The organism is Pseudomonas flexibilis (assembly GCF_000806415.1).
Classification (GTDB): domain Bacteria; phylum Pseudomonadota; class Gammaproteobacteria; order Pseudomonadales; family Pseudomonadaceae; genus Serpens; species Serpens flexibilis.
Genome location: NZ_JTAK01000002.1, coordinates 17,381 through 40,654 on the forward strand (window position 1 = coordinate 17,381; position 23,274 = coordinate 40,654).

The 23,274-nt window shown below is 67.1% G+C and carries 22 protein-coding genes; 7 read left to right on the forward strand and 15 right to left on the reverse strand.

Features of this window, described 5'->3' with window-relative positions; all coding sequences use genetic code 11:
- Nucleotides 1-4 precede the first annotated feature (4 nt).
- Both PT85_RS03835 and PT85_RS03840 read right to left on the reverse strand, forming a co-directional pair.
- Nucleotides 5-1,111: an efflux RND transporter periplasmic adaptor subunit gene (locus tag PT85_RS03835; protein ID WP_027588786.1), complete on the reverse strand. Its 1,107-nt coding sequence runs from the start codon at nt 1,109-1,111 to the stop codon at nt 5-7.
- Between the two features lie 96 nt (nt 1,112-1,207).
- Nucleotides 1,208-2,836 (reverse strand): methyl-accepting chemotaxis protein, encoded by a 1,629-nt coding sequence (locus PT85_RS03840; protein ID WP_039606001.1) that lies wholly within the window; start codon nt 2,834-2,836, stop codon nt 1,208-1,210.
- A gap of 329 nt (nt 2,837-3,165) precedes the next feature.
- On the opposite strand from PT85_RS03840, the gene PT85_RS03845 reads away from it, so the two are divergent.
- The gene (locus PT85_RS03845; protein WP_139182001.1) at nt 3,166-3,366 is read left to right on the forward strand and encodes a hypothetical protein; all 201 of its coding nucleotides are present in this window, start codon (nt 3,166-3,168) and stop codon (nt 3,364-3,366) included.
- A gap of 21 nt (nt 3,367-3,387) precedes the next feature.
- Here PT85_RS03845 and PT85_RS03850 read toward each other — a convergent pair whose 3' ends face one another.
- From PT85_RS03850 to PT85_RS03880, 7 genes are all read right to left on the reverse strand, one after another.
- Nucleotides 3,388-4,485, reverse strand: a complete 1,098-nt coding sequence (locus PT85_RS03850; protein WP_039606002.1) for a DUF1513 domain-containing protein — start codon at nt 4,483-4,485, stop codon at nt 3,388-3,390.
- Nucleotides 4,486-4,631: 146 nt separating this feature from the next.
- Nucleotides 4,632-5,696, reverse strand: coding sequence for an imelysin family protein (locus PT85_RS03855; protein ID WP_039606003.1), 1,065 nt, complete (start codon nt 5,694-5,696; stop codon nt 4,632-4,634).
- A 10-nt stretch (nt 5,697-5,706) separates the two neighbouring features.
- A complete protein-coding gene (locus PT85_RS03860) occupies nt 5,707-7,128 on the reverse strand; it encodes a di-heme oxidoreductase family protein (protein ID WP_039559575.1) in 1,422 nt (473 codons plus the stop codon).
- A gap of 142 nt (nt 7,129-7,270) precedes the next feature.
- Entirely contained in the window at nt 7,271-8,599 is a 1,329-nt protein-coding gene (locus tag PT85_RS03865) for an imelysin family protein (RefSeq protein WP_027588780.1), read from the reverse strand.
- Nucleotides 8,600-8,698: 99 nt separating this feature from the next.
- Nucleotides 8,699-10,768, reverse strand: coding sequence for a putative bifunctional diguanylate cyclase/phosphodiesterase (locus tag PT85_RS03870; RefSeq protein ID WP_039606004.1), 2,070 nt, complete (start codon nt 10,766-10,768; stop codon nt 8,699-8,701).
- A gap of 188 nt (nt 10,769-10,956) precedes the next feature.
- The gene (gene sodB, locus PT85_RS03875) at nt 10,957-11,538 is read right to left on the reverse strand and encodes a superoxide dismutase [Fe] (protein ID WP_039606005.1); all 582 of its coding nucleotides are present in this window, start codon (nt 11,536-11,538) and stop codon (nt 10,957-10,959) included.
- 180 nt (nt 11,539-11,718) lie between these two features.
- Complete coding sequence (locus tag PT85_RS03880; RefSeq protein ID WP_027588777.1) at nt 11,719-12,330, reverse strand: LysE/ArgO family amino acid transporter; 612 nt, start codon at nt 12,328-12,330, stop codon at nt 11,719-11,721.
- Between the two features lie 101 nt (nt 12,331-12,431).
- On the opposite strand from PT85_RS03880, the gene PT85_RS03885 reads away from it, so the two are divergent.
- The gene (locus PT85_RS03885) at nt 12,432-13,322 is read left to right on the forward strand and encodes a LysR family transcriptional regulator ArgP (RefSeq protein ID WP_027588776.1); all 891 of its coding nucleotides are present in this window, start codon (nt 12,432-12,434) and stop codon (nt 13,320-13,322) included.
- Here PT85_RS03885 and PT85_RS03890 read toward each other — a convergent pair whose 3' ends face one another.
- Nucleotides 13,323-13,607: a hypothetical protein gene (locus tag PT85_RS03890; RefSeq protein ID WP_175444344.1), complete on the reverse strand. Its 285-nt coding sequence runs from the start codon at nt 13,605-13,607 to the stop codon at nt 13,323-13,325.
- A gap of 230 nt (nt 13,608-13,837) precedes the next feature.
- On the opposite strand from PT85_RS03890, the gene PT85_RS03895 reads away from it, so the two are divergent.
- Nucleotides 13,838-14,683, forward strand: a complete 846-nt coding sequence (locus PT85_RS03895; RefSeq protein ID WP_039606007.1) for a coiled-coil domain-containing protein — start codon at nt 13,838-13,840, stop codon at nt 14,681-14,683.
- An 89-nt stretch (nt 14,684-14,772) separates the two neighbouring features.
- On the opposite strand, the gene sbcB is transcribed toward PT85_RS03895, so the two are convergent.
- The 3 genes from sbcB to PT85_RS03910 all read right to left on the reverse strand — a co-directional run bounded on the left by sbcB (nt 14,773) and on the right by PT85_RS03910 (nt 17,215).
- The gene (gene sbcB, locus PT85_RS03900) at nt 14,773-16,224 is read right to left on the reverse strand and encodes an exodeoxyribonuclease I (RefSeq protein WP_039606008.1); all 1,452 of its coding nucleotides are present in this window, start codon (nt 16,222-16,224) and stop codon (nt 14,773-14,775) included.
- Between the two features lie 41 nt (nt 16,225-16,265).
- Nucleotides 16,266-16,673, reverse strand: a complete 408-nt coding sequence (locus PT85_RS03905; RefSeq protein WP_407681078.1) for a PilZ domain-containing protein — start codon at nt 16,671-16,673, stop codon at nt 16,266-16,268.
- Nucleotides 16,674-16,846: 173 nt separating this feature from the next.
- Entirely contained in the window at nt 16,847-17,215 is a 369-nt protein-coding gene (locus PT85_RS03910) for a hypothetical protein (RefSeq protein ID WP_027588771.1), read from the reverse strand.
- A gap of 162 nt (nt 17,216-17,377) precedes the next feature.
- On the opposite strand from PT85_RS03910, the gene PT85_RS03915 reads away from it, so the two are divergent.
- The 3 genes from PT85_RS03915 (at nt 17,378) to pyk (ending at nt 20,682) form a co-directional block, all read left to right on the forward strand.
- Entirely contained in the window at nt 17,378-18,184 is an 807-nt protein-coding gene (locus PT85_RS03915) for a tetratricopeptide repeat protein (RefSeq protein ID WP_039606009.1), read from the forward strand.
- A 67-nt stretch (nt 18,185-18,251) separates the two neighbouring features.
- The gene (locus PT85_RS03920; RefSeq protein WP_039606010.1) at nt 18,252-19,175 is read left to right on the forward strand and encodes a universal stress protein; all 924 of its coding nucleotides are present in this window, start codon (nt 18,252-18,254) and stop codon (nt 19,173-19,175) included.
- 55 nt (nt 19,176-19,230) lie between these two features.
- Complete coding sequence (gene pyk, locus PT85_RS03925; RefSeq protein ID WP_039606011.1) at nt 19,231-20,682, forward strand: pyruvate kinase; 1,452 nt, start codon at nt 19,231-19,233, stop codon at nt 20,680-20,682.
- 30 nt (nt 20,683-20,712) lie between these two features.
- Here pyk and PT85_RS03930 read toward each other — a convergent pair whose 3' ends face one another.
- Nucleotides 20,713-21,762, reverse strand: a complete 1,050-nt coding sequence (locus PT85_RS03930) for an acyltransferase family protein (protein WP_052237603.1) — start codon at nt 21,760-21,762, stop codon at nt 20,713-20,715.
- Between the two features lie 195 nt (nt 21,763-21,957).
- On the opposite strand from PT85_RS03930, the gene PT85_RS03935 reads away from it, so the two are divergent.
- Nucleotides 21,958-22,851 (forward strand): SGNH/GDSL hydrolase family protein, encoded by an 894-nt coding sequence (locus tag PT85_RS03935; protein WP_139181999.1) that lies wholly within the window; start codon nt 21,958-21,960, stop codon nt 22,849-22,851.
- Here PT85_RS03935 and PT85_RS03940 read toward each other — a convergent pair.
- Complete coding sequence (locus tag PT85_RS03940) at nt 22,845-23,198, reverse strand: DUF1428 domain-containing protein (protein WP_039559590.1); 354 nt, start codon at nt 23,196-23,198, stop codon at nt 22,845-22,847. The two genes, PT85_RS03935 and PT85_RS03940, sit on opposite strands and share 7 nt — an antisense overlap.
- Nucleotides 23,199-23,274: the final 76 nt, after the last annotated feature.

The following is a 23,274-nucleotide window of genomic DNA, read 5'->3' on the forward strand; positions in this document are numbered from 1 at the left end:
CGCCTCAGGGAGTGGCCGCGCGGGCGGCAGCCGGCGCCAGGGTGACCGGGCTGCCGTGGTCCAGCTTGAGCTGGCCGGAGGTGACCACCCACTCGCCGGCGTGCAGGCCCTGTTCGATCACCACCAGCCCATCACGGCGCTCGCCGGTGGTCACGAAGCGGCGCTCCGCCACCTGCTGCTTCTGCTCGTCCCCGGCGTCCTTTTCCTGCACCACATAGAGCGCATTGCCGTACAGGCTGTAGGTGACCGCGGTTTCCGGCACCACAATGCGTTGCGGCTCGCCCGGCAGCACCACTTCCAGCTGGGCGAACATGCCGGGCAGCAACCGCTCCTCGGGGTTGGCGAGGCGGGCGCGCAGCTGCAGGTTGCGGGTGCTGTCGTCCACCCGGGGGTTGATGGCGATGATCTCGCCTTCGAAGCGTTCGTCCGGGTAGGCGGCCACGCGGATCAGCACCCGCTGGCCAACCGCCAGCTGGGGCGCGCGGTTCTCCGGCAGGGAGAAATCCGCCTCCAGGCTGGAGAGGTCCTGCAGGGTGGCGATGGGCGCGCCGGCGGCGAGGAAGTCGCCGCGCTCCACCCGGCTCAGGCCGATACGGCCGGAGAAAGGCGCCAGCACGCGGCGCTTGTCCAGGGTGGCGCGCAACTGCTCGACGTTGGCCTTGGCCTGCAGGGCCTGGGCATCCAGGCGGTCGTACTCGCTGCGGGAGATGGCCTGCCGGCCGACCAGGTTGCGGGCGCGGTCGCGTTCGACGTTGGCCAGCGCCAGCGCGGCCTCGGCGGATTTCAGGCTGGCCTGCTCCACCTCGCTGCTCAGGCGCAGCAGCGGCTGGTCGCGCTCGACGCGCTGGCCGGACTGGAACAGAAGCTCGCTGACGGTGCCGGAGATTTCCGCGGTGAGATCCACCCCCTGCACGGCCTTCAGGCTGCCGATGGCCGGCAGGCGTTGCTGCCAGGCCAGGCTGCGCGCCGGTTCCGCCTCGACGCTGATGGGCGGAGGCGGGGCGGAGAACATCTGGACCTGCTGATAGATCGAGTAGCCCTTGTAGGCAGCCAGTGCCAGGACCACTACAGCCACTGCAGCAAGCATGAGCAGCATGCGGCGGAGCACCATGAGGGAGGTTCCTGCGAAGGTGCATCAACCTTAGACAGCGGAACTAGAGGGGTCAAAGCGCGCCGGCGACGCTTCGTCGGCGCGCTGGAGCAGCGATCAGTCCAGGTGGATCTGCCGGGTCACCGTGCCGAGCTCGGCGGAGATCTCCAGCAGTTGGCCGGCGGCCTGGTGGGTGCGCTCCACATGCTGCTGGTTGGCCCGGGCGATACCGGTGATGTCGGTGAGGTTGCGGGTCATTTCCTCGGCGACCGAGGTCTGTTCCTCGGCGGCGGTGGCGATCTGCCGGTTCATGTCACGAATCGCTTCCACCGCCTCGCTGATGCCCCGCAGGATTTCGACGGCGCGGTCCACCTGCCCGACGCCTTCGCCGCTGCTGCGCTGGCCGCTCTCGATGGCCTGCACCGCGTTGCGTGCGCCGCCCTGTACCGCCTCGATGATCTGCTGGATCTCGGCGGTCGATTCGGCGGTGCGGCGGGCCAGGTTGCGTACTTCGTCGGCCACCACGGCGAAGCCGCGACCCTGCTCGCCGGCGCGTGCCGCTTCGATGGCTGCGTTGAGCGCCAGCAGGTTGGTCTGCTCAGCGATGCCGTGGATCACTTCCAGCACCGCACCGATGCGCGCACTGTCGTTGGCCAGGCTGTGCACCACGTCCGCGGTGTGGCTGATTTCCTCGCGAATGCTGGCGATGCTGCTGACCATCAGGCGCATGGCCTGTTCGCCCTGCTCGCAGGCGGCGTCGGCACTGTCGGCGGCCTGCGCCGCCTCGGTGGTGTGGCGAGCGACTTCCTGGGCTGTGGCGGACATCTCCTGCATCGCGGTGGCCACCTGGTCGGTGCGCTCGAACTGGGTGCGGCTGTCGCTGGCCATCTTGCGCGAAACCGCTTCGAGCTGGCGATTGGCGCTGTCCAGTTCTTCGCTGCTGTGCTTGAGCTTGCGGAAGGTCTCGGTGAGGAAGTCGCGCAGGCGGTTGGAGGCCTGGGCCAGGCGGCCGAGTTCGTCCTGGCGGCGGGCGTCCACCGGCTGGCCGAGGCGACCCTGGCTGAGGGCGTCGATATGGCTGATCAGGCGGTTGATGGGTTCGATCAGTTGGCGGCGCAGCATCAGCTGCCCCAGTACGAAGACCACGGCCGCCGAAGCCAGCATGACGAGCAGGCCGAACACCACGGTATTGCGCGTGCTGCGCTCCAGCTCGGGCACCTGATCCTGGGTCCGTTCGCGCCAGGTGACGGTCAGCTGTTCCAACTGGTCGCTGAATTCGCGGTCGATGCCGCGCACCACGTCATCGCCGGCCGAGGCATCGAATCCGCTGTTCAAAAAGGCCTGGCGACCTTGCCGGTAGGCATCGCCAATGCGCCGGTGCTCCTGCTGCAGGTTCTGCAGTTGGCTGCGCAGCTCCCCACTCAGCTGCGGGAGGTTCAGCAGGTCGCCCAGCTCCCCTTGGACGCCCTGTTCCTCCTGCTCGAAGCGGCGCCAGAAGTTGGCGGCTTCATCGTTGCTGCTGCTGCGCAACAGCAGGTTCTTCCATTCCTGCACCTGGGTCTTGAAGCCGATGTTCGCCGAGGCCACGCGCAGGCTGATGGTGGCGGGCCCCTCCAGCAGGCGCTGATACGACCTGGCGCTGTCGTTGAGCATCTGGAAGCAGGCGAGGGCAATCAGCAGCATCAGCAGCAGGCTGCCACCCAGCAGGGTGAGTACCTGGCCGCGCAGGGAACGGGCAAATGGCATGGGAAAACGTCCTTCGAGAGCAGGCCGATCTGTGACCTCTGCAGGGTTTCGGCGTTGCTTACACAAACTTGAGGTGCCGCCGATCGTCTGTCAGGGCAATGTTTGCAACGTGACCGCGAGCGCCCGTAGGGTTTTCGTGGCCTGCGGCAGGCCTTTGGTAAGCGTGATAAGCGTCACAAAAAAAGAACGCAGACATCACTGCATGGCTTTAGAAATCAACGCCTGCTGTCGCTTGTCCCCACGAAGGGCAATCCTGCGTTCCGGCATGGATCGCCTACGTTTTGGCTCTATACGTTCTGCCCAATCAGCCCCTGTGAGGACTACCAACAATGAGACCACTTGTCATGCAGTGGCTGCTGCGCTCCTTTGACAAGACCGCGGTCGTGGCGGCGCTCGCGCTCTGCGGCCTGTGGCTGCTCGGCCAGCCCGGCCAGCGCGTGCTGATCATGCTGGGGGCGGTGTCCACGGCCGGCGTGCTCGGCGGGCTGTTGACCCGCCGGGCCATGGCGCGGAGCGCTCAAGAGGATTAGGTTCCGGCGCCGGCGCGCGTATCAGGCCAGGCGCAGGTGGTTGTCCCAGAAGCCGGCCGGCAGTTCCAGGTACTCGGTGACAATCCGGCTCCCGCGGCAGTCGTAGTGGCGGCAGCGGCCGACACCGGCGCTGACCACGAACCCGTCGCGCGAGGCGGCCACACCAGCGCAGTCCGGCAGCGGTGCGTCGAGCAGCAGCTCGGTGCTGTCCAGATCCCAGATATAGAAGCGGTTGCCACGCGGCGCGGTGATGGCCAGCCGGCGCAGCTCGCTGTGGATGGCCACGCTGGCGGTGTACTGGTGCATTGCCCGGCGCTGCACCTCGCCCAACGGGAAGGGCTGGAACGGCTGGCCGGGGCGCTTGATGGCCACCAGCGGTACTGCGTGTTCGGGATCGCCCTCGTACTGCTGGCCGGTGACCAGGGTGCCGTCGCTGGCCACCGCCATGTGGCGCACGCTGTTCATCTGCTCAGGCAACTGCTCCTTGCTGATCAGGGTGCCGTCGCGGCCCATGATCACCAGGCTCGGTTCCATGTTGTCCAGGTTGAGCATCTCGCGACTATCGGCTTCAGTGCGGATGCCGCCGTTGGCGACCGCCAGGGTTTCGCCGTCGGGCAGCCATAGCAACTGGTGCGGGCCGACGCCGTGGGTGGGGTGTTCCGTGACGCGCTCCAGGCGGCTGTTGCCCTGCAGGCGATAGACGCCCAGCACGCCGCGGCCCGGGTCCGTGGTGTCGTTCTCGGTGCTGTAGAACCAGTCACCGTCCTGGTGGAACACGCCGTGGCCGTAGAAGTGCCGGTGTGCCGGGCTGGCCAGGGTCTGCAGCAGCGTGCCGTCGCGGGTATCGATCAGGTAGCTTTCGCGGCTCGGCCGGCGACCTACGAACACGGCCAGTGGCAGGCTGGGGTGCGGTACCACGTCGTGGCAGCGCTCGGCGATGCGCGTGCTGAAGGCCTCGCGACCATCCAGGTAATAGCCCACGGCATAATGATTGCCGTCGGCATCGTCGCGGGCGGAGAGCAGCAGTGGGGTGGCCTGGCGCTGGACCAGCGTCCAGCCGCCGACGGTGCCGGCGGCGACCAGCAGGCCGCCCAGGGCGAGGAAAGTGCGGCGTTGCATAAGACTCCTCGAAGGCAAGTGGGGAGAGCGAAGGGGCTTTCAGGTGCAGGTCGCGAAAGAGCTCGCTCCCACAGGTCAGTGCCAGGCCTGTGGGAGCGGACTTGTCCGCGAGCCTTCATGTCGCGCTCGCGCGTGAAGCAGCCCGTTCAATCCCCGTCGTGGGCGTTGAAGCCGATCTGGATGCCCAGCGCACGGGCCAGTTCGCCTTCCTGCAGGCGATGCAAGCGGTTCAGGCTGTCGTACAGCGCGTTCAGCGCGGTGCGTCCGGCCTCGTCGGCCAGCAACTGACCGAGCGGCTGGTCCAGTGCGCCCAGGCGCTGCCGGGTGTCGGCATAGGCCGCACCGATCCGCGTGGCCAGTTCGCTGTGCTCGCTGTTCAGCAGGCTGCGCAGACCGTCCTGGTTGGCGCCTTGCCAGAGGCGCTCGGCGCTGTCCACGGCGGCTGCCAGGATGGCCAGGCTGGCACCGCTGCGCCAGGCCTCGGCCTGGTAGGGCTGCGGCACGCCCTTGCTCTGGCGGCCCAGCGGTGCGCCCAGCTTCTTCTTCAGGCCATCGATGGCCGACACCTGGGTGCGCAGCAGGTCGGAGACCGCTTCCTGGGCGTCGGCGTAGCGGTCGTTGGGGAAGCTGCGCAGGCGCGCCTGCATGCCGTCCTCATCCTTCCAGCGCGCCAGCACGTCGCTGCTGAGCGCCTGCTGGTGGTTGCCGATGGCGATCAGCAGAGGGCAGTAGCGCTGTTGGACGGCGCTGTCGCCGAGGTCGATGTTCGGGTCGAACAGCACGTACTCATAGGCAGTGAGGCCCTGGACCACCACGCTGCCCTTGTCCAGCTCGGCCTGGGTCAGCTGCGGCTGGCTGTTGAGCAGGGCCTCGACCTGGCGGGCCACCAGGTTCTTCTTGTCCGGCCAGAACTGCACCTGCCAGGCCAGGTTGTTTTCGCTCAACGGGCCGAGCTGCAGCGGCTGCAGTGCGGACCAGCTGCGATGGGCGCTCAGGTAGCTCGCGCGGGCCTGCTCCAGGCTTTGCTCGCCGGCGCAGAAGGTCTGAGCGCTGTCGACCAGCTGGCGGTCGGCCTCGGCCCAGGCGGTATAGGCCGGCAGCAGCACGCCGTCGGTCAGCGCGGCGCTGACCCGGGTGTACGGCTCCTCGGCGCCGCAGCCGGCCAGCAGCAGGCCCAGCACGGCGACGGCGAGTGGGGTGCGTTGCAACATGGAAACTCCTTCAGAGTGAATTCAGGAAGGCCAGCAGCGCCGCGCGCTGTTCGGCATTGAAGCTCAGCACCCGCTGCTTCGCAGGTTCGGCTTCCCCGCCGTGCCAGAGCACGGCCTCGAGCAGGTTGCGGGCGCGGCCGTCGTGCAGGAACTGGGTATGACCGTTGACCGCCTCGGTCAGGCCGATACCCCACAGCGGCGGGGTGCGCCATTCACGGCCGCTGGCCAGGAACTCGGGCCGGTGGTCGGCCAGGCCCTCGCCCATGTCATGCAGCAGCAGGTCGGTGTAGGGGCGGATGGTCTGGTTGGCCAGCTCCGGCTCGGCGGCGTCGGCGCGCGTCACGTGGCTCGGCGTGTGGCAGGCGGCGCAGCCGACCTCGTGGAACAGCCGCTTGCCGGCCAGCACCCGGGCGTCATCGACGCTACGGCGCGCCGGTACGGCCAGGTTGCGCGTGTAGAACAGCACCTGGTTGAAGATGTTCTCGCTGATCTCCGGATCGCCGCCGTTGGGCATTGTCCGGCAGGCGTCCTGGGCCGCGCTGCAGTTGTCGCCGCGCAGCAGCGGCGTGGACAGGCCCATGTCGTTGAGGAAGGCATCGGCGTTTTGCTGGGCCAGGCTCGGTTGCCCGGCTTTCCAGCCGAAGCGGCCGAGCACCTGCTCGCCGGTGGCCTGATCGCGCACGTAGTTGGGCCGGCCGGAAATGCCGTCGCCGTTGCGGTCGTCCGGGTCGGCGTTGGCCAGGATCGCGTCTTCGGCGATGGCTTCCAGCAGGCCGAGGCCGATCATCGGCGGTGCGATGCGCGCCGAGAACAGCGTGTCCTGATGCAGCGCCCCGTAGCCGAGCTGGTCGATCTGCAGGCGTGGCTGGCGCAGCTCCACCGCGAAGCCGTCGGCGAAATGTTCGGTGCGGGTGTCGTAGGCCACGCGCACACGGCCCTCCGGGGCCACACCGGGAATCGCCATGTCCTGCAGCTGCCCGCCGTACACCGGCTCGGGCACCACGCCGGCCTGGGCCAGCAGCGCGGCGTGCTCGGGGCGGGCCGGCAGCGACAGGCGCACCAGCATCGACACGCTGTGGCTGGCATCGCTGGCCGGCGGATGACCGCGGCCGTCCTTGATGTGGCAGTTCTGGCAGGCGTTGGTGTTGAACAGCGGACCCAGGCCGTCGCGCGCGGTGGTACTGGCCGGGGCGATGACCCAGGGATTGCGGAAGAAGCTGTTGCCGACGTTGAAATCCAGGCGGCGGCTGGGCGGCAGGTTGGCCGAGGGCAGGGAAAAGGCATTGACGTCGCTGCGGTTGACCGTGGCGGCGCCGCCGGACAGGGCTTCGCCGGGTTCGGCGCGGCTGAAATCGAGAGTGGGTGACTGTTCCTGGCAGGCGGCCAGCAGAACAGAGATCAACAGCAGGCTACAGCGGGGGAGGGCGGACATCGAAAACGCTCCGGTGCGGGAAGGCGCACGGGGTATCAAGGCAATGGGAATGATTTCTATCTTGGGATGAGGTCAAAAGTCGCAAGGGCTGAAGGAGCCTGCGGGAGCGGTTGGCCGCTCCCGGAGGGTGCCGGAGCGTCGATCAGAACGCGTGATCGGCGGTGTCCGGATTGAGGTCGCCGATGCCCAGCTTGGCGGCAGCCTGCTCGATGGAGGCGGTCTGCTTGACCAGCGCGGCGATGGCGTCCCGGATCAGCTGCTGGCCTTCGCTGTTGTCGGCGGCGATCAACTGGTCGTAGTGCACGCCCTGCGCGGCACTGTCCACCAGGGCCTGCAGCCGGGCCTGGCTGGCGTCCAGATCGGCCTTCAGGGTGCTGTCGGTGCCGGCGTCGACCTGGGCGACCAGCGAAGCCAGGCTCGGGCCGCTGAGCAGCTCGCCGTTCACCCGGCGGTACTCGCCCAGGTAAACATTGCGGATGCCCAGGCCGTTGTAGAAATGCGAGTTGTGGGTGTTGTCGCTGAAGCAGTCGTGTTCGTCCTCGGTGGAGTTGGCTTCCAGCGAGACCTTCATGCGCTCGCCGGCCAGCTCGCCCAGAGACAGGCTGCCCATGCCGAACAGCATCTTGCGCAGGCCGTTCTCGGCCGATTCGGCCTCCAGGCTGGCGCGGTAGTTGTCGGCACCCGGCTGCCATTGGGCGACCATGTCTTCGAGGTCGGCGACCAGCAGGTCGGTGGCGGCCTTCAGGAAGTCGCGGCGACGCTCGTTGTGGCCGCCGGTGGCGCCTTCGCCCACCAGGAAGTCGCTGTAGGGACGCTGGCCGGCGCCGGCGCCGGTGCCGTTCAGGTCCTGGCCCCAGAGCAGGAACTCGATGGCGTGGTAACCGGTGGCGACGTTGGCCTCGGAACCGCCCAGTTCGTTCAGGCTGGCCAGCAGCTCGCCGTTGATGGTGGTGACGTCGATCACTTCTTCGCCGACGCGGATCTCGGTGTTGGCGATGATGTTGGCGGTGGCGCCCGGGTTGCCCAGGGCATGCTGGTAGTCGCCGGCCACGTAGTCGATCAGCCCCTCATCGAGCGGCCAGGCGTTGAGTTGGCCTTCCCACTCATCGACGTTGGGGTTGCCGAAGCGGAACACCTCGGTCTGCATGTAAGGCACGCGGGCGGCCAGCCAGGCCTGCTTGGCGGCCTCCAGGGTGGCTTCGCCGGGGGCGGCGAGGAAGGCGTCAACGGCGGCCTGCAGGTCCTTGGCGGTGTTCAGTGCGTCGCCGAAGATGGCGGCGGCCAGGTCGGCATAGTGCTTGACCACGGCTTGCGCCTCGGCCTGATCGAAGGCGGCCGCCGCCGGGGCGTTCTGCTGGCTGGCAGGCGCGGCGGACTGGCTGGCAGGCGTGGCGTTCTTGTCGTCGCCACAGCCGGCCAGGGAAATGGCGAGGGCGAGCAGGCTGGCCGAGGCCAGGGGCAAACGGGGCATGGCTGAATCCTTTGCGGGTGTGGGGGAGGGTTTCCTCGTTAACCCGGCAATAATGCGAAAGATTTGCATCCTTGCACAAGGGCTAATTGAGACTCGCCCTCATTCGCGGGGGCTGCTGCGCCTTTCGCGGGGCAGGTTGCCATGCAGCAGCGGAGCCAGCTCACGCGCCGGCAACGGCTTGCTGTACAGGTAGCCCTGGCCTTCGTCGCAGCCTTGGCTGATCAGGTAGCGTTCCTGTTCGCTGGTCTCCACCCCTTCGGCGATGACCTGCAGGGCGAGATTACGGGCCAGCTGGATGATGGCGCGCACGATGGCGGCATCTCCCTCCAGGGTCGGCTCGGTCTTCAGGTCGCGCACGAAGCTCTTGTCGATCTTGATCTTGTCCAGCGGCAGGCTCTTGAGATAGCTCAGCGAGGAATAGCCGGTGCCGAAGTCGTCTATGGCGATCAGCGCGCCGGCCTGACGCAGCCTGAGCAGGTGCTCGGCGGCGGCGTGCACGTCTTCCATCAGGCAGGTCTCGGTGATTTCCAGCTCCAGGCTGCCGGACGGCAGCCGGTGGCGCTGCAGCAGCTCGGCGACCAGGCCGGGCAACTGGCCGTGATGCAGCTGTACGGCGGACAGGTTGACCGCCATGCGCAGGTGCGTGAGGCCCTGGTCGTGCCACAGGCGCAGTTGCCGGCACGCCTGGTCGAGCACCCAGGCGCCGATCGGCAGGATGCTGCCGTTCTGCTCGGCCAGCGGAATGAAATGGTCCGGGGCGATGGGACCGTGCAGCGGGTGTTGCCAACGCAGCAGCACCTCGACGCCGCAGATGTGCTGGGTGCGGTAGTCGATCTGCGGTTGGTAGACCAGGTGCAGCTGATCGCAGGCCAGGGCCTGCAGCAGGTCCTTGTCCAGCTCGCGGCGGCGGCGCATCTCGCGGTCGACGCTGGCGATATAGAACTGGTAGCGGTTGCGGGCGCGGCGCTTGGCCAGTGTCATGGTCAGCTCGGCCTTCTGCAGCAGGTCACCGGAGTCGGCGCCGTCCTCGGGATAGAGGGTGATGCCGAGGGTGGCGCGCAGGTGTACCGGCTGGCCATCCAGCTCGAACGGCTCGTCCAGGCTGTCGAGGATGCTCTGCGCCAGCTCAGCGGCCTGGTAGGGCTGCTGTGGGTCGTTCTGGATCAGGGCGAACTGGTCGCCACCCAGGCGGGCCAGGCACTGCACCTGTCCGGCGTAGCGGCGCAGGCGTTCGCCGACGGCGGCCAGCAGCTGGTCGCCGCAGGGGTAGCCGAACTGCTCGTTGATCTCGCGAAAATCGTCCAGGCCCAGGCACAGCACGGCCACCTGCTGCTGCCGCTGGCCGGCCTCGGCGAGGATGCGTTGCAGGCGTGTCTGCAACTGCAGGCGGTTGGGCAGGTCGGTGAGCGCATCGTGCTCGGCGGCGCGCAGCAGGTTGTGCTCGGCCTGCTGGCGCAGCTGGCTGTGGTGCTCGATGGCGCCGAGCAGGCGGTTGGCGGTATGCACCCACTGCCCCAGCTCGTTGTGTTCGTGGCCCTTGGGCAGCGGCAACTGGTGTTCGCCGGGGCGTTCCGGGTTGATGCGTCCCAGATGGTCGAGCAGGCGCTCCAGCGGGCGGGTCAGCAGCCACTGGTAGATCAGGTGCAGCAGCAGCGCCAGGCCCAGGGCGCGCAGGAGGCCGCTGAGCAGCAGGAACAACGCGTCCTTGAGGAAGGCCTGGCCATAGAGCGCGGTATCCAGGCACAGGCGCAGCTCGCCCACGGGCGCTTCATCAGGCAGTTGTCCCCGGAGTGCCACGCTCAGTGAGTGTTCGCGGCCGAACAGTGCATCGGTCACGGTGCGCCCGGGCAGCTCCAGTGGCGGGCGACTGCGCTCGGCCAGCGGCGGCTCGTCCGCATGACCGATGAAGGCACGGCGCACCGACTCGTGCTGGAACAGCCCTTCGATGACCTGTTCGGCCATGGCGCGATCCAGGGTCAGGGCCGCCTGCGCAGAGGGGTCGCGGAACATGCTGAGGATGCGCTTGGCATCACTGTCCAGGGTCGCGCGCACCTGGTGCAGGGTGTAGAGGATTTGCGCGGAGCTCAGCAACAGGCCAACCGCCAGGGCGGACAGCAGCGCGACCTGGAGCAACTTGCGGGACAGGCGACGGTGGCGTACCTGCGTCAAAGGCGGTGGTTCCTGAACAACGGCATGAAGGAACAGGGCAGGCGGCCTGCTCGCTGTCGATTCCTTCTGTGTCGGAAGGCGGGGCGCAGACTTTAATGCGTCAGAAAAACCGGTACGGTGCGGAAGTCGGCGAATCGCGAGGGGTGCAGCGGGGACCTGCGGCGGCCGAGGCCGCCGCAGGGGGAACGTCAGGCAGCGTAGTTGGCGGCCACGAAGTCCCAGTTCACCAGGTTCCAGAAGGACTCGACGTACTTCGGACGCAGGTTGCGGTAGTCGATGTAGTAGGCGTGTTCCCAGACGTCGCAGGTCAGCAGTGGGGTGTCGCCGCTGGTCATCGGGTTGCCGGCGCCGATGGTGCTGGCCAGAGCCAGGGAGCCGTCGGCCTTCTTCACCAGCCAGGCCCAGCCGGAGCCGAAGGTGCCGATGGCGACCTTGGTGAACTCTTCCTTGAACTTGTCGAAGGAGCCGAAGGCGGCGTTGATGGCGTCAGCCAGGGCGCCGGTGGGTTGGCCACCGCCGTTGGGCTTCATGCAGTGCCAGTAGAAGGTGTGGTTCCACACCTGGGCGGCGTTGTTGAAGATGCCGCCGGAGGAGCTCTTGACGATCTCTTCCAGGGACTTGCCCTCGAACTCGGTGCCGGGGATCAGGTTGTTCAGGTTGGTGACGTAGGCCTGGTGGTGCTTGCCGTAGTGGTATTCCAGGGTTTCGGCGGAAATCTGCGGGGCCAGGGCGTCCTTGGCATACGGCAGCGGCGGCAATTCAAAAGCCATCGAAATTCTCCTCTCTTCAGGGGGCAAGGCAGGCGGCTGGCGGGTTTGCCAGCAAGGGTCTCGGGAGTGTGACTCCCTGTTCTATGAGCCCGGGAATCATAGCATCGGCACCCTGGCATATCCACGCGCGAACCGTGCGGGAAAAGGCTCTGGCGCAACGGCTGCGCGCCGGGCCGAGGCTCACTCGCCCAGCAGCAGGCGCGCGGCGATGCCCAGTAGCGTGGCGGCCACCGCCAGATCGATCAGCCGCCAGGTCAGGGGGCGCGCCAGTTTCGGCGCCAGCCAGGCGGCGCCCAGTGCCAGGCTGAGGAACCACAGCAGCGAGGCGCTGGCGGCGCCCAGCACGTAGGCGCCCGGCACGGCTTCGCGGGCGCCCACCGAGCCGATCAGCAGCACCGTGTCCAGGTAAACGTGCGGGTTGAGCAGGGTCACGGCCAGCGCGGCGAGCAGCACGGCGCGCAACGAACGCGGTCGGCGGCTGGTGTCCTGTTCCAGGCCCTGGGGACGCAGCGCACGCATCAGCGCCAGGCCGCCGTAGTAGATCAGGAATGCCGCACCGCCCCAGCGCGCGACGGCGAGCCACAGCGGATGGCTGGCGAGCAGGCCCGCCAGGCCGAATACCCCCACGGCGACCAGCACGGCGTCGCAGGCTACGCAGAGTAGCGCCACCGGCAGGTGATGTTCGCGCCGCAGGCTTTGCGCCAGTACGAAGGCGTTCTGCGCGCCGATCGCCATGATCAGGCCGGCGGCGATCAGCAATCCGTTGAAATAGCTTTGCCAGGCAACGTGCATCAGACAGGTATCCGCGGTTGGAGAGAAAGCGCTGGCAATTCTCCCTGGCGGGTCTATATAAGAAAAACAAATCCTATTTATGTCTCATTAGGAGAAGCGATTTGTTCGACTACAAATTGCTGGCCGCGCTGGGTGCCGTGGTGGAGCAGGGCGGCTTCGAGCGGGCAGCCCAGATGCTGGGGTTGTCGCAGTCGGCGGTGTCTCAGCGCATCAAGCTGCTGGAAACCCGCGTGGGCCAGCCGGTGCTGGTGCGTTCCACGCCGCCGGCGCCGACCGAACTGGGTCGGCGCCTGCTCAACCATGTGCAGCAGGTGCGCTTGCTGGAGGGTGAGCTCAGTGAGCTGCTGCCCAGCCTGGATGAGGGTGGTCTGCCGGATCGTCTGCGCATCGCCCTCAGCGCGGACAGCCTGGCCACCTGGTGGGCACCGGCGCTGGCGGATTTCTGCGCCGCTCAGGCGCTGCTGCTCGACCTGCTGCTGGAAGACCAGGACGTCGGTCTCAAGCGCATGCGTGCCGGCGAGGTAGCGGCCTGCCTGTGCGCGGTGGAGCGGCCGGTGGCCGGCGCGCGCAGCCTTCCTCTGGGACGGATGCGCTACCGGGCACTCGCCAGTCCGGCGTTCATCGCCCGGCATTTTCCGGACGGGGTGACGCCGCGGCGGCTGGCCCAGGCGCCGGCCATCGTGTTCGGTCCGGATGATCGCCTGCAGCATCGCTATCTGGCGGCGCTGGGACAGGAGGGGGGGTTCCTGCATCATCTCTGTCCGTCCTCCGAAGGGTTCGTACGCCTGATCGAGAACGGCATCGGCTGGGGCCTGGTGCCCGAGATCCAGGTACGCGAGGCGTGCGCGGCGGGCCGCCTGCGCGAGCTGTTGACGGACCGGCCGATCGACGTGCCGCTGTACTGGCACTACTGGCGCAACGGGGGCAGCCTGCTGGCCACGCTGACCGGTCACCTGCAGCGGCGTGCTGGAGAGTGGTTGCTTCCAGACTGATCAGCCCAGCACGCGCTGACCCCGGTAGATGCGCACGCGCAGGTTGTCCGGGGGGCTCTCCTGTTCCCGGTGGGCCTTCAGAACCGCGCTGGCCGAGGGCTGATCCTTTTCGATCAACTGGGCCAGGCGTTCCCCCAGTTGATAGGTTTGCGGTTCGCGCGAGGTACGGCTGGCCATCAGCAGTGCCTCGACCGCGTCCGGCTGGTGCAGGTGGATATCGATGCCCTGCTCGTTGCGCACGCGGCGGCGTAGCAGTTGCATGCAGTCGATGAGGGCCTTGTTCATCTCCATAAAGTCTCCTGACGCCGGCGTGCGGGGAACTGCAGCTCTCCCGGCAGAAGCAAGCGGCATACCAGTCCGTTCGGCAGCACGCCCGGCGGTTTTGCGTGGCGTGCGCCGGGTCCTGCGCGCACCGGGCTGGTGCGCACAGGCAATCGCGTGGTGCGGGCTGCCGGTTGCAGGTTGGCGTGGTTATACTTTCGCCGTTTGCGCCCCTACGTTTCCAAGAGCACACCATGCGTAACGATGCCTTTGATGAAATCGACGATCTGCCCAGCCTGAGCGTTGAGCCCCGTGACCGAGACACGGTTTCCCCGGCGCTCGCCGAGCCGCGGCGGGAAAGTCGAGCGGTGGCCGAGACGCCTGCGCGCGGCCTGGCCGGTGGACTGGTCTGGGCACTGCTGCTGGCGGCGCTGATTGCCCTGGCCGGTCTGGCCTGGTGGAGCTACAAACAGCTGAGCCTGATGTCGCAGCAACTGGTGGCCACTCAGGAGAGCTTCGCGCGCATCAGCGAGGAAGCGGCCGGGCGCATCCAGGACATCAGCGGCAAGGTGGTCGCCACTGAAAGCAGCATCAGCGCCGGCACGGAAAGCCTGCAGCGGCAGCTGCGCCAGATGGAGGGCAAGCTGGAAGCGCTCAGCCGGCAGATCCGCGTGCAGGAAGCCAAGCAGGACAAGCGCCTGGATGCCCTGGAGGGCGAGATCAAGGCCCAGCTGGCCGCTGCCGGCAAGCTTGATGAGCGCATCAAGGCCCAGGGGGGCGAGCTGGCCGCGCTGAAGGGCGTGCCCGAGCAGCTGGGCAAGATTCGCAGCGAACAAGGCAAGCAGGTCGAGGCGTTGCTGGCGCTGGACAAGGTACTCAAGACCCTTACCAACGACGTTCAGGCGCTGAAGAAGCTCAATGCCGGTCCGACCCTCAAGCGCCTGGAGCAGGACCTGCTGGTGCTGCGCAGCGAAGTGGCGGGTCTGCCAAGCGGTACCGGCACCACCGAGTTCGACACCTTCCGCGCCCAGGTGACGCGCAACATCACCACCCTGCAAACGCAGATCCAGACCCTGCAGCGGCAGATCGACGGCCGCTGAGGGGCGTAGGCCCCGGACAACGCTTTCCTTGTCCACCATGGCGACCGCGCCGTGGCCCGCCGGCGGCGACCGGAACCGCGCTGACCGCCCTACAGCTCAGGCGTGACGCAGCCCAGCCGCCGGGCCAGCTCCCCGGCATATGCCTGCCAGTCCAGCAGCAGTGCGCGTTTGGCGCCGTCGGCGCCAGCCAGCTGGGCGTTCAGTTCCTGCTCGAAGGCCGCCAGGGTGTTGGGCGCGCCGCGTGCCGGATCGAGCAGTCGCTCGCGGCAGAACGCCTGCCAGCGCAGCCGTTCCTCTGCCGTCAGGCTGTCTGGAAGATTGCGCGCCCGATAACGGAACAGCAGCTCCGGCAGGCGCGGGTCGTCGAAGGACCAGGCCTCGCTGGCCAGCGCCTGCGGCTCACTGAGGCGCACCTGCTCGCACAGGCGGTGATCACGTTCGCCGAGGAAACCGCCGTACAGCTGTTGCTCGGGGTCATCCTGTCCATTACCGGCGAAGGTTTCCTCGGCATACAGCGCGGCCAGCTTGTCACGCCATTGTGTGGCCTGGTCCCGCAGCAGCATGGCGCGCCGCTGGCACAGCTCCAGATCCAGCCCGAGGCGCTCGCGGTCCTCGCCGCGCAGCACGTTCAGCGGCGCCAGCACCGGACACTTGTTGATATGCACCAGCTTGAGCGGGACCGGCAGTTGGTCGTCGGCCAGATCGTCGCGTCGGGTGTACAGCCGCTCGCGCAGGGTCTCGGCATCCAGTTCCAGCAAGGGCGCGGGATCGGCCTGCAGGTCGCAGACGATCAGTGCGTTGCGGTTGCGCGGATGCCAGGCCAGCGGCAGCGCCACCGCCAGGTAATGGCGCTCGGCGGCGAAGCGCCCGGAAATGTGCACCAGGGGTTGCAGCAGGCGCACCCGCTCCATCACCTGATGCTTGCTGCGCAACTGGTACAGGTACTCGTAGAGGCGCGGTTGCCGCTCGCGCAGCAGGCGTGCCAGGCCAATGGTCGCCGTGACGTCGGACAGCGCATCGTGGGCCTGGCCGTGGTCAATGCCGTTGGCCTGGGTGAGCAGCTCCAGGCGCAGGCTGACACGGCCGTCCTGTTGCGGCCAGACGATGCCTTCCGGACGCAGCGCATAGGCGGCGCGCACCAGGTCGATCAGGTCCCAGCGGCTATTGCCGCCCTGCCATTCGCGGGCATAGGGGTCGAAGAAGTTGCGATACAGCCCGTAGCGGGTGAACTCGTCGTCGAAGCGCAACGAGTTGTAGCCGGCGCCGCAGGTGCCGGGGCGCGCCAGCTCGGCGTGCAGGCGGGTGAAGAATTCGGCTTCGTCCTGGCCCTGGTCGAGCAGGGTCCGCGGGTGGATGCCGGTGATCAGGCAGGCGGCCGGGTGAGGAAGGATGTCGTCGGCCGGACGGCAGTAGAGGTTGACCGGTTCGCCAATGATGTTGAGCGCTTCATCCGTGCGCAGGCCGGCGACCTGCAGTGGGCGATCGCGGCGCGGATCGGTCCCGGTGGTTTCGTAGTCGTACCAGAAAATGCTCGGGGTCACGGTGGCCTCCTGTTGCGAGGCCGCGAGTTTAGAGGCTTTTTTCAGTGAGCGGGCTTATGGCCGGTGAAGGCGAAGTAGTCGCGCAGGGCTTCAACCAGCTCGAGAAACTCCGCCGGTGGCGACTCGAGATGGAAGCCGGAGTCGTAGCTGCCCGGGGTGACGTCTTCTCGGGTCCACTGGCAGGTGGCGTGGAAGTCGATGGGTCGCCAGACGCCCTCGGCGCCGGGAATCTTCAGGCGCATGTCGAAGCGCGCGCCGACCAGCAGCGGCCACTGGCTGATCAGCATCAGCCCCTCGCACGACAGGTTGCCGAGGTAGCCCAGCGGCTTGTCGGTGATCCGGTTGTAGACCTTGAGGTAATAGGGCAATTGCTGGCGCTGAATGCGCCGACGCCCGACGCCGGGCACAGCCTGGTCGTGGCTGACACGCGCTTGGCTCGACTTCTCCAACTCGGGCACTCGTACCTCCAGTTACCAGGAACACCGAACCGCGACCCTGCGGGGAATGGGCCAGCAGTGCAGGCCCCTTCCGCATGGATTCAAGGTGTATTCAAGGAGCGGAGATTAGCCGCTATCGGCGTCGATCTCCAGTGCAGGCGCCGGGGTGCGACATTTGTCGTCAATCAGCGGGCGCCGACGGTTTTCTCCGGATCGAAGTGGCCGAGCTGGCGCAGGGTTTCCAGGCGGGCCTTGGCGCGGTAGGAGTATTCGCTCAACGGGAAGCGATTGATGATGAACAGGTAGGTCTGGGTGGCGTCCACGAACAGGCTCTGCCGCTCCAGGCACTGACCGCGCAGCATGGAAATCTCCGGCTGCATGTAGACGCGCGAACGGCTGGCGCGCTCGGCCAGCGACAGCTCCAGCATCACTTTCTCGCAGTTGCCATCGTCGTAGGCGCGATAGGCCGAGTTCAGGTGCTTGTCCAGGTTGGCGCGGGTGCTGCAACCGGCGACGGCCAGGCTCGCCGCCAGCAGGATGAGGGGGAGTTTCATGAGGGTATCTCCTTTGCTTTGCCATCATATCGACAGTACCCCCGATTTCTTCAATCGAATCGCGCGGCTTTTTGCCCACAACCTCCGTTGGGTGTGAGGTCCGCGCCCGCCCGCCCGACGAGCGGCATTGCTAGACTCAGGCGCCTACGCATCTGCCAAGGAATGCCCATGCGCCGCCTGTCTTCCGCTCTACTCATGCTGCTGTTTCTCGCAGGCTGCTCGCCGACCACTCCGCTGTTCGTGGCCCATGTGGCCACCCACGAAGTGGTCGAGTACAAGACCCTGAAGAGCAAGCGCATGGCCGCGGCGGTGGAAGAGGAGGGCGACCTGCTGACCTACAGCGCCCTGGCCATCCGCGACGCCCACAGTCCGCAGGCCGAGCAGCTCTACCTCTCGGGTTACCGGGACCGCGGCCTGAGCGACGAGGTGCGCGCCATCGCCCTCTACCAGATCGGCCTCATCTACATGAGCCGCTACAACGACCAGCGCGACGATGCCACCGCACAGCTTTACCTCAATCGCGTGCTCGATGAATTCCCCGCCACCCGCGCCGCCGAGCGCGCCGCCGAGCGTTTGATGGCGCTGCGCGGCCGGGTCGACGAGCCGCTGCAGAAGAATGCCCGCGAGCTGCTGACTGACTGGAAGCCCGGGGCCGATCTGGATCTCAACAAGCCCAGCCTGGATCAGGACATGACCCTGCTGTCGCGCCGCGCGGTGCTCAAGAATCGCGTGGCCGAAGCCGAGGAGCTGTATCTGCTGGCTCTGCGCGATCCAGGCGTGGCAGCCTCGATCAAGGAGAAGGCGCTCTACCAGCTGGGGTTGATGTACATGGCGGCGGACAACCCCCGCGCCGACCGCGACAAGGCCATCAACTATCTGCGCCGCCTGCTGGTGCAATACCCGAACGGCGAACTGGCCGACAAGGCGGCCCGCCACCTGGACCGGGTGCTGAACAGCCCGGCGGCCTGATGCAAGTCAAGCCGGTGGCGGCGAACTGTGCTGCAATGGCTCCACAGCCAACCTTCAAGGAGCCGCAATGAAGATCCGCCAACTGCTGGTCGTCATCGACCCCACCCAGGAAGCCCAGCCCGCCCTGCAGCGTGCTGCCTGGGTCGCCCGCCGCAACGGGGCGGCACTGGAACTGCTGCTCTGCGAGCATCAGTCCGCACTCGAAGGTGGTCTGCTGGACGGACCGCGCCTGCAGCACGCACGTGATGGTCTGCTCGAGCAACGGCGCGCCTGGCTGGAGCAACTGGCCGAGCCGCTCCGCGCCGAGGGCCTGACGGTTACCTGCGAAACGCGCTGGGGACGGCCCTTGTACAAGATGATTCTGGCCCGTGTGGGCGAGCTCAAGCCCGACATCCTGTTCCGCAACGCCTATCAGCACAGCCTGCTGCAGCGCCTGTTGTTCACCAGCAACAGTTGGCAGCTGATCCGCAAGTGCCCCTGCCCGCTGTGGCTGGCCGGCGCGCGCGAGTGGCAACCCAAGCGCCTGTGCGCCGCGGTCGATCCGCTGCATTCGGCCGACAAGCCCGCCGCCCTGGATCACCAGTTGCTGGCCATTTCCCGTGAGCTGGCGGAGTCGCTTCAGCTGCAGGCCAGCTACGTGCATGCCTACGCACCACTGCCGCGCACCATGGTGTTCGATGCCGAACTGGTGGCCGATTACGACAGTTACTGCCGCAAGTACGGCGAGCAGCACCGCCAGGCCTTTGACCGCCTGCTGGCCGGTTATCCCGGCGCGGAAGGGCAGGGGCACCTGGTCGAGGGCTTCGCCGAGCAGGCCGTGCCGCGTTTTGTCGAGGAGCAGGACATCGATCTGCTGCTGATGGGGGCGATTGCCCGGGGCCACCTGGACAACGCGCTGATCGGCAATACCGCCGAGCGCATCCTTGAGGCCGTGCGCTGCGATCTGCTGGTGGTCAAGCCGCAGGGATTCGGTAGTTCCGACCAAACATGACTACAGGCGACGGGCGTAGTAGCCTCGGGGCAGACCGAATCAAGGAGTCCCCCGCATGTCGTCCCGTCGCACAAAGATCGTCGCCACCCTGGGCCCGGCCAGCAGCAGTCCCGAAGTACTCGAGCAGCTGATCCTCGCCGGGCTCAACGTGGCCCGGCTGAACTTCTCCCACGGTTCGCCGGACGAGCACAAGGCCCGCGCCCGCCTGGTGCGCGAGCTGGCCGCCAAGCATGGCCGCTTCGTGGCGCTGCTCGGCGACCTGCAGGGGCCGAAGATCCGTATCGCCAAGTTCGCCAACAAGCGCATCGAGCTGAAGGAAGGCGATAGCTTCCGCTTTTCCGTCACCCATCCGCGCGACGCCGGCAACCAGGAGGTGGTCGGCATCGACTACCCGGACCTGATCAAGGACTGCGGCGTCGGTGACGAGCTGCTGCTGGATGACGGCCGCGTGGTGATGCGCGTCGACGCCACCACCGCCGACGAACTGCTGTGCACCGTGCTGATCGGCGGCCCGCTGTCCGACCACAAGGGCATCAACCGCCGCGGCGGCGGTCTGACGGCGCCGGCGTTGACCGCCAAGGACAAGGCCGACATCAAGCTGGCTGCGGAAATGGAGCTGGACTACCTGGCGGTGTCCTTCCCGCGCGACGCCGCCGACATGGAACTGGCGCGCCGCCTGCGCGACGAGGCGGGCAGCAAGGCCTGGCTGGTGGCCAAGATCGAACGCGCCGAGGCGGTGGCCGACGATGAAGCGCTGGACGGCCTGATCCGCGCCTCCGATGCCGTGATGGTGGCCCGTGGCGACCTGGGTGTGGAGATCGGCGACGCCGAGCTGGTCGGCATCCAGAAGAAGATCATTCTGCACGCCCGTCGCTACAACAAGGCGGTCATCACTGCCACGCAGATGATGGAGTCGATGATCCACAGCCCGATGCCGACCCGTGCGGAGGTATCCGACGTGGCCAACGCCGTGCTGGACTACACCGACGCGGTGATGCTCTCGGCGGAAAGCGCCGCCGGCGATTACCCGGTGGAGGCGGTGAAGGCCATGGCGCGTATCTGCGTGGGCGCGGAAAAGCATCCCACCAGCCAGAAATCCAGCCACCGCCTGGGGCAGAAGTTCGGCCGTTGCGACGAAAGCATCGCCCTGGCGGCCATGTATACCGCCAACCACTTTCCGGGCGTGAAGGCCATCATCAGCCTCACCGAGAGCGGCTTCACGCCCCTGATCATGTCGCGCATCCGGTCTTCGGTGCCGATCTACGCCTTCACCCGTCACCGCGAGACCCAGGCGCGCGTGGCGCTGTTCCGCGGCGTGGAAACCGTGCCGTTCGACATGGCCGAGCACGCCCTGGACAAGGTCAGCCAGGCGGCGGTGGACGAGCTGCTGAAGCGCGGCGTGGTGGAACGCGGTGATTGGGTGATCCTGACCAAGGGCGACACCTACCACACCATTGGCGGCACCAACAGCATGAAGCTCCTGCATGTCGGCGAGCCGCTGGTCTGAGGTGGGGCGAGGGGCGTCGTCGGGCGCCCTTCAACGTCCCGGCAGCGGCGTGCCGATGGCGTGCGAACGGGGCGTCAACAACTTGCTGCGCAGCCAGTCGGTCATCGGTTGTTCCACGAACCGGTAGATGCCGACCGCTACCAGCAGGCACAGGCCGATGGTCAGTGGCGCCATCACGAAGGCCAGCGGCCCCGGCGCGTCGAAGACGTGGAAGACCTTGTTGAACACCTTCATCACGTAGGGGTGAAACAGGTACAGCGAAAAACTGGCATCGCCGATCAGCACCACCCGCGGGGGCAGTTGGCGATCTGCCAGGCCATGCACCAGCGCCAGGAAGGCCAGCGCGGCGGGAATGCCCCAGCTGCCGCTGCGCCCCAGCCAGGGATGGAGCAGACCGCTGAAGGGCAGGCAGACGATGCAGGCCACACCCATGACGATGAGTGCCGTGCGGGTCTGGCGCGCAATCCCCGCTGTCCGCCAGGCGGCGGTGTGCCTGTAGAAGGCGTAGCAACCCATGCCCAGCACGAACTCCAGCAGGATTTCATTGGTGTAGAACGCCAGCACCACCGACTCGAAGCGCACCAGCGCGCCCAGCAGCACCAGGCCCAGCAGCAGGCCCGAGGCGATCAGCAGGCGATGCCGGTGGCTGATCGCCATGGCCAGGGCGAACACCGCGTAGAAGAACATCTCGAAGTTCAGCGTCCAGCCCAGGAACAACAGGGGCTGCACGCTATCGCCCTTCAGGTAGGGAATGAACAGCAGCGACTTGAGCAGCCCGGCGACATCGGCCGTGGTGTTGTCCAGCAGGTCGGGCAGCAGCAGGGCAACGCCGAAGACCCCGAAGGTCCCCAGCCAGTAGAGCGGCACCACCCGGATGACGCGCTTGGCGAAGAAATGACGCGTCGACCTCTCGGTGACCAGGGCCATGATGAAGCCGCTGATGACGAAGAAGATGTCCACGCCCCAGGCGCCTTCCCGGAACAGCGGAATGTGGTAGACGACCACGGCGGTCGCCGCGATCGCGCGCAGCAGCTGGATGCTGTCAAGCTTGTCGGCCGAGGCCGTGTGAGCAGATGTCATGCGGAAATCCCTTTCGATAGAGCGCCCGACCACCGTCGAGCACACGGGCCCTTTCCCAGGTCCGCAGCCCAGTCAAGCAGACGGCGGCTGAGAAGCGAGCGGCTTTTTGACAGACGGTCGAATCGCGTCTAGACCCTGCCACGGTCGTGCATTCGGCCGACCGCCAAGGACGATGCCACCACAGGGAGAAATGCCATGCGAACACTGGCCGGCCTGACACTGCTTGTCTGGGCGCTGAGCGTGCGTGGAGACGCCGTCCAGGCCCCTGGAACGGACGTGAAGTGGCTGCATGGCCTGCCCTCCATCGTCTGCTGGGGGGACTCGCTGACCACCTCCAGCTACCCGCACTTCCTGGCCAAGCTGACCGGGCGCACGGTCACCAACCGTGGCGTGGGCGGCAACACCAGCGCGCAGATCGCCGCCCGCCAGGGAGGCCGGCCGACCTACGTGAAGCTGACCGGCGGCAAGATACCCAGCAGCGGCACGGTGGACGTCGCGGAGTTCACCGTGGTGCCCATGACCCAGTACGGCCGGCAGCAGCTCGAAGGCACGCTGGGCGGCGTGCGCGGCGTGCTGCGTCGCCACTCCGACACGGCCTACACCTTCACCCGTGCCCAGGCGGGGGATGCCGTGGACGCGCCGGTCGCCCTGCCGTTTCTGATGGATATCGGCGACACCGACCACGAGATCGCCGTGATCTGGGCGGGGCGCAACAACTACGACGAACCGCAGCAGGTCATTTCCGACGTGCGCGCCATGGTCGAGTTCCTCAAGCCCCTGCACAAGCGCTTCCTGGTCATGCCGCCGCCGAATGCCGATTTCGCCCATGAATACATTGGCGGCCGACACTACGCGGACTTCGTCGCCATCCGCGACGGGTTGCGCGAGGCCTTCCCGAACAACTTCCTGGATATCTGGCAACTGCTGGTGGAAAGCTACGACCCCCGGGACCCCGGCGATGTCGCGGACTACCGGCACGGCATCGTGCCCCGCTCGCTGCGTGATGACCGCATCCACCTCAACGAGAAGGGTGCGCGGCTGGTGGCCGAGAAGGTGCGTGACTACCTGATCGACTTCAAGGGCTACTGATCGAGGATCATCTCGAAACCGCCGAAGATCAGGCGCTTGCCGTCATAGGGCATCGGATTGGTTTCCGGAGCCAGGCGTGGATCGCTCATCACCTTCTGGTGGGCGGCATCGCGCACGCTCTTCGACGGCCAGAGAATCCAGGAAAACACCACCGTTTCCTCCGGCGTGCGCTGCACGGCCATCGGAAAGGACGTCAGCTTGCCCTCCGGCACATCGTCGCCCCAGCACTCGACCACCTTGAGCGCACCATGCTCCTTGAACACCTGCGCGGCGATCTGTGCGTGGTGCTGGTATTGCTCCCGGTTGGCGGTCGGCACGGCCGCCACGAAGCCATCGACATAGGTCATGTCGGATTCTCCTATCGGTACATGGAGCTGATCAGGCTAGGCCGCATACGGTAAATGGCGAGCGCAGCGACCGGAG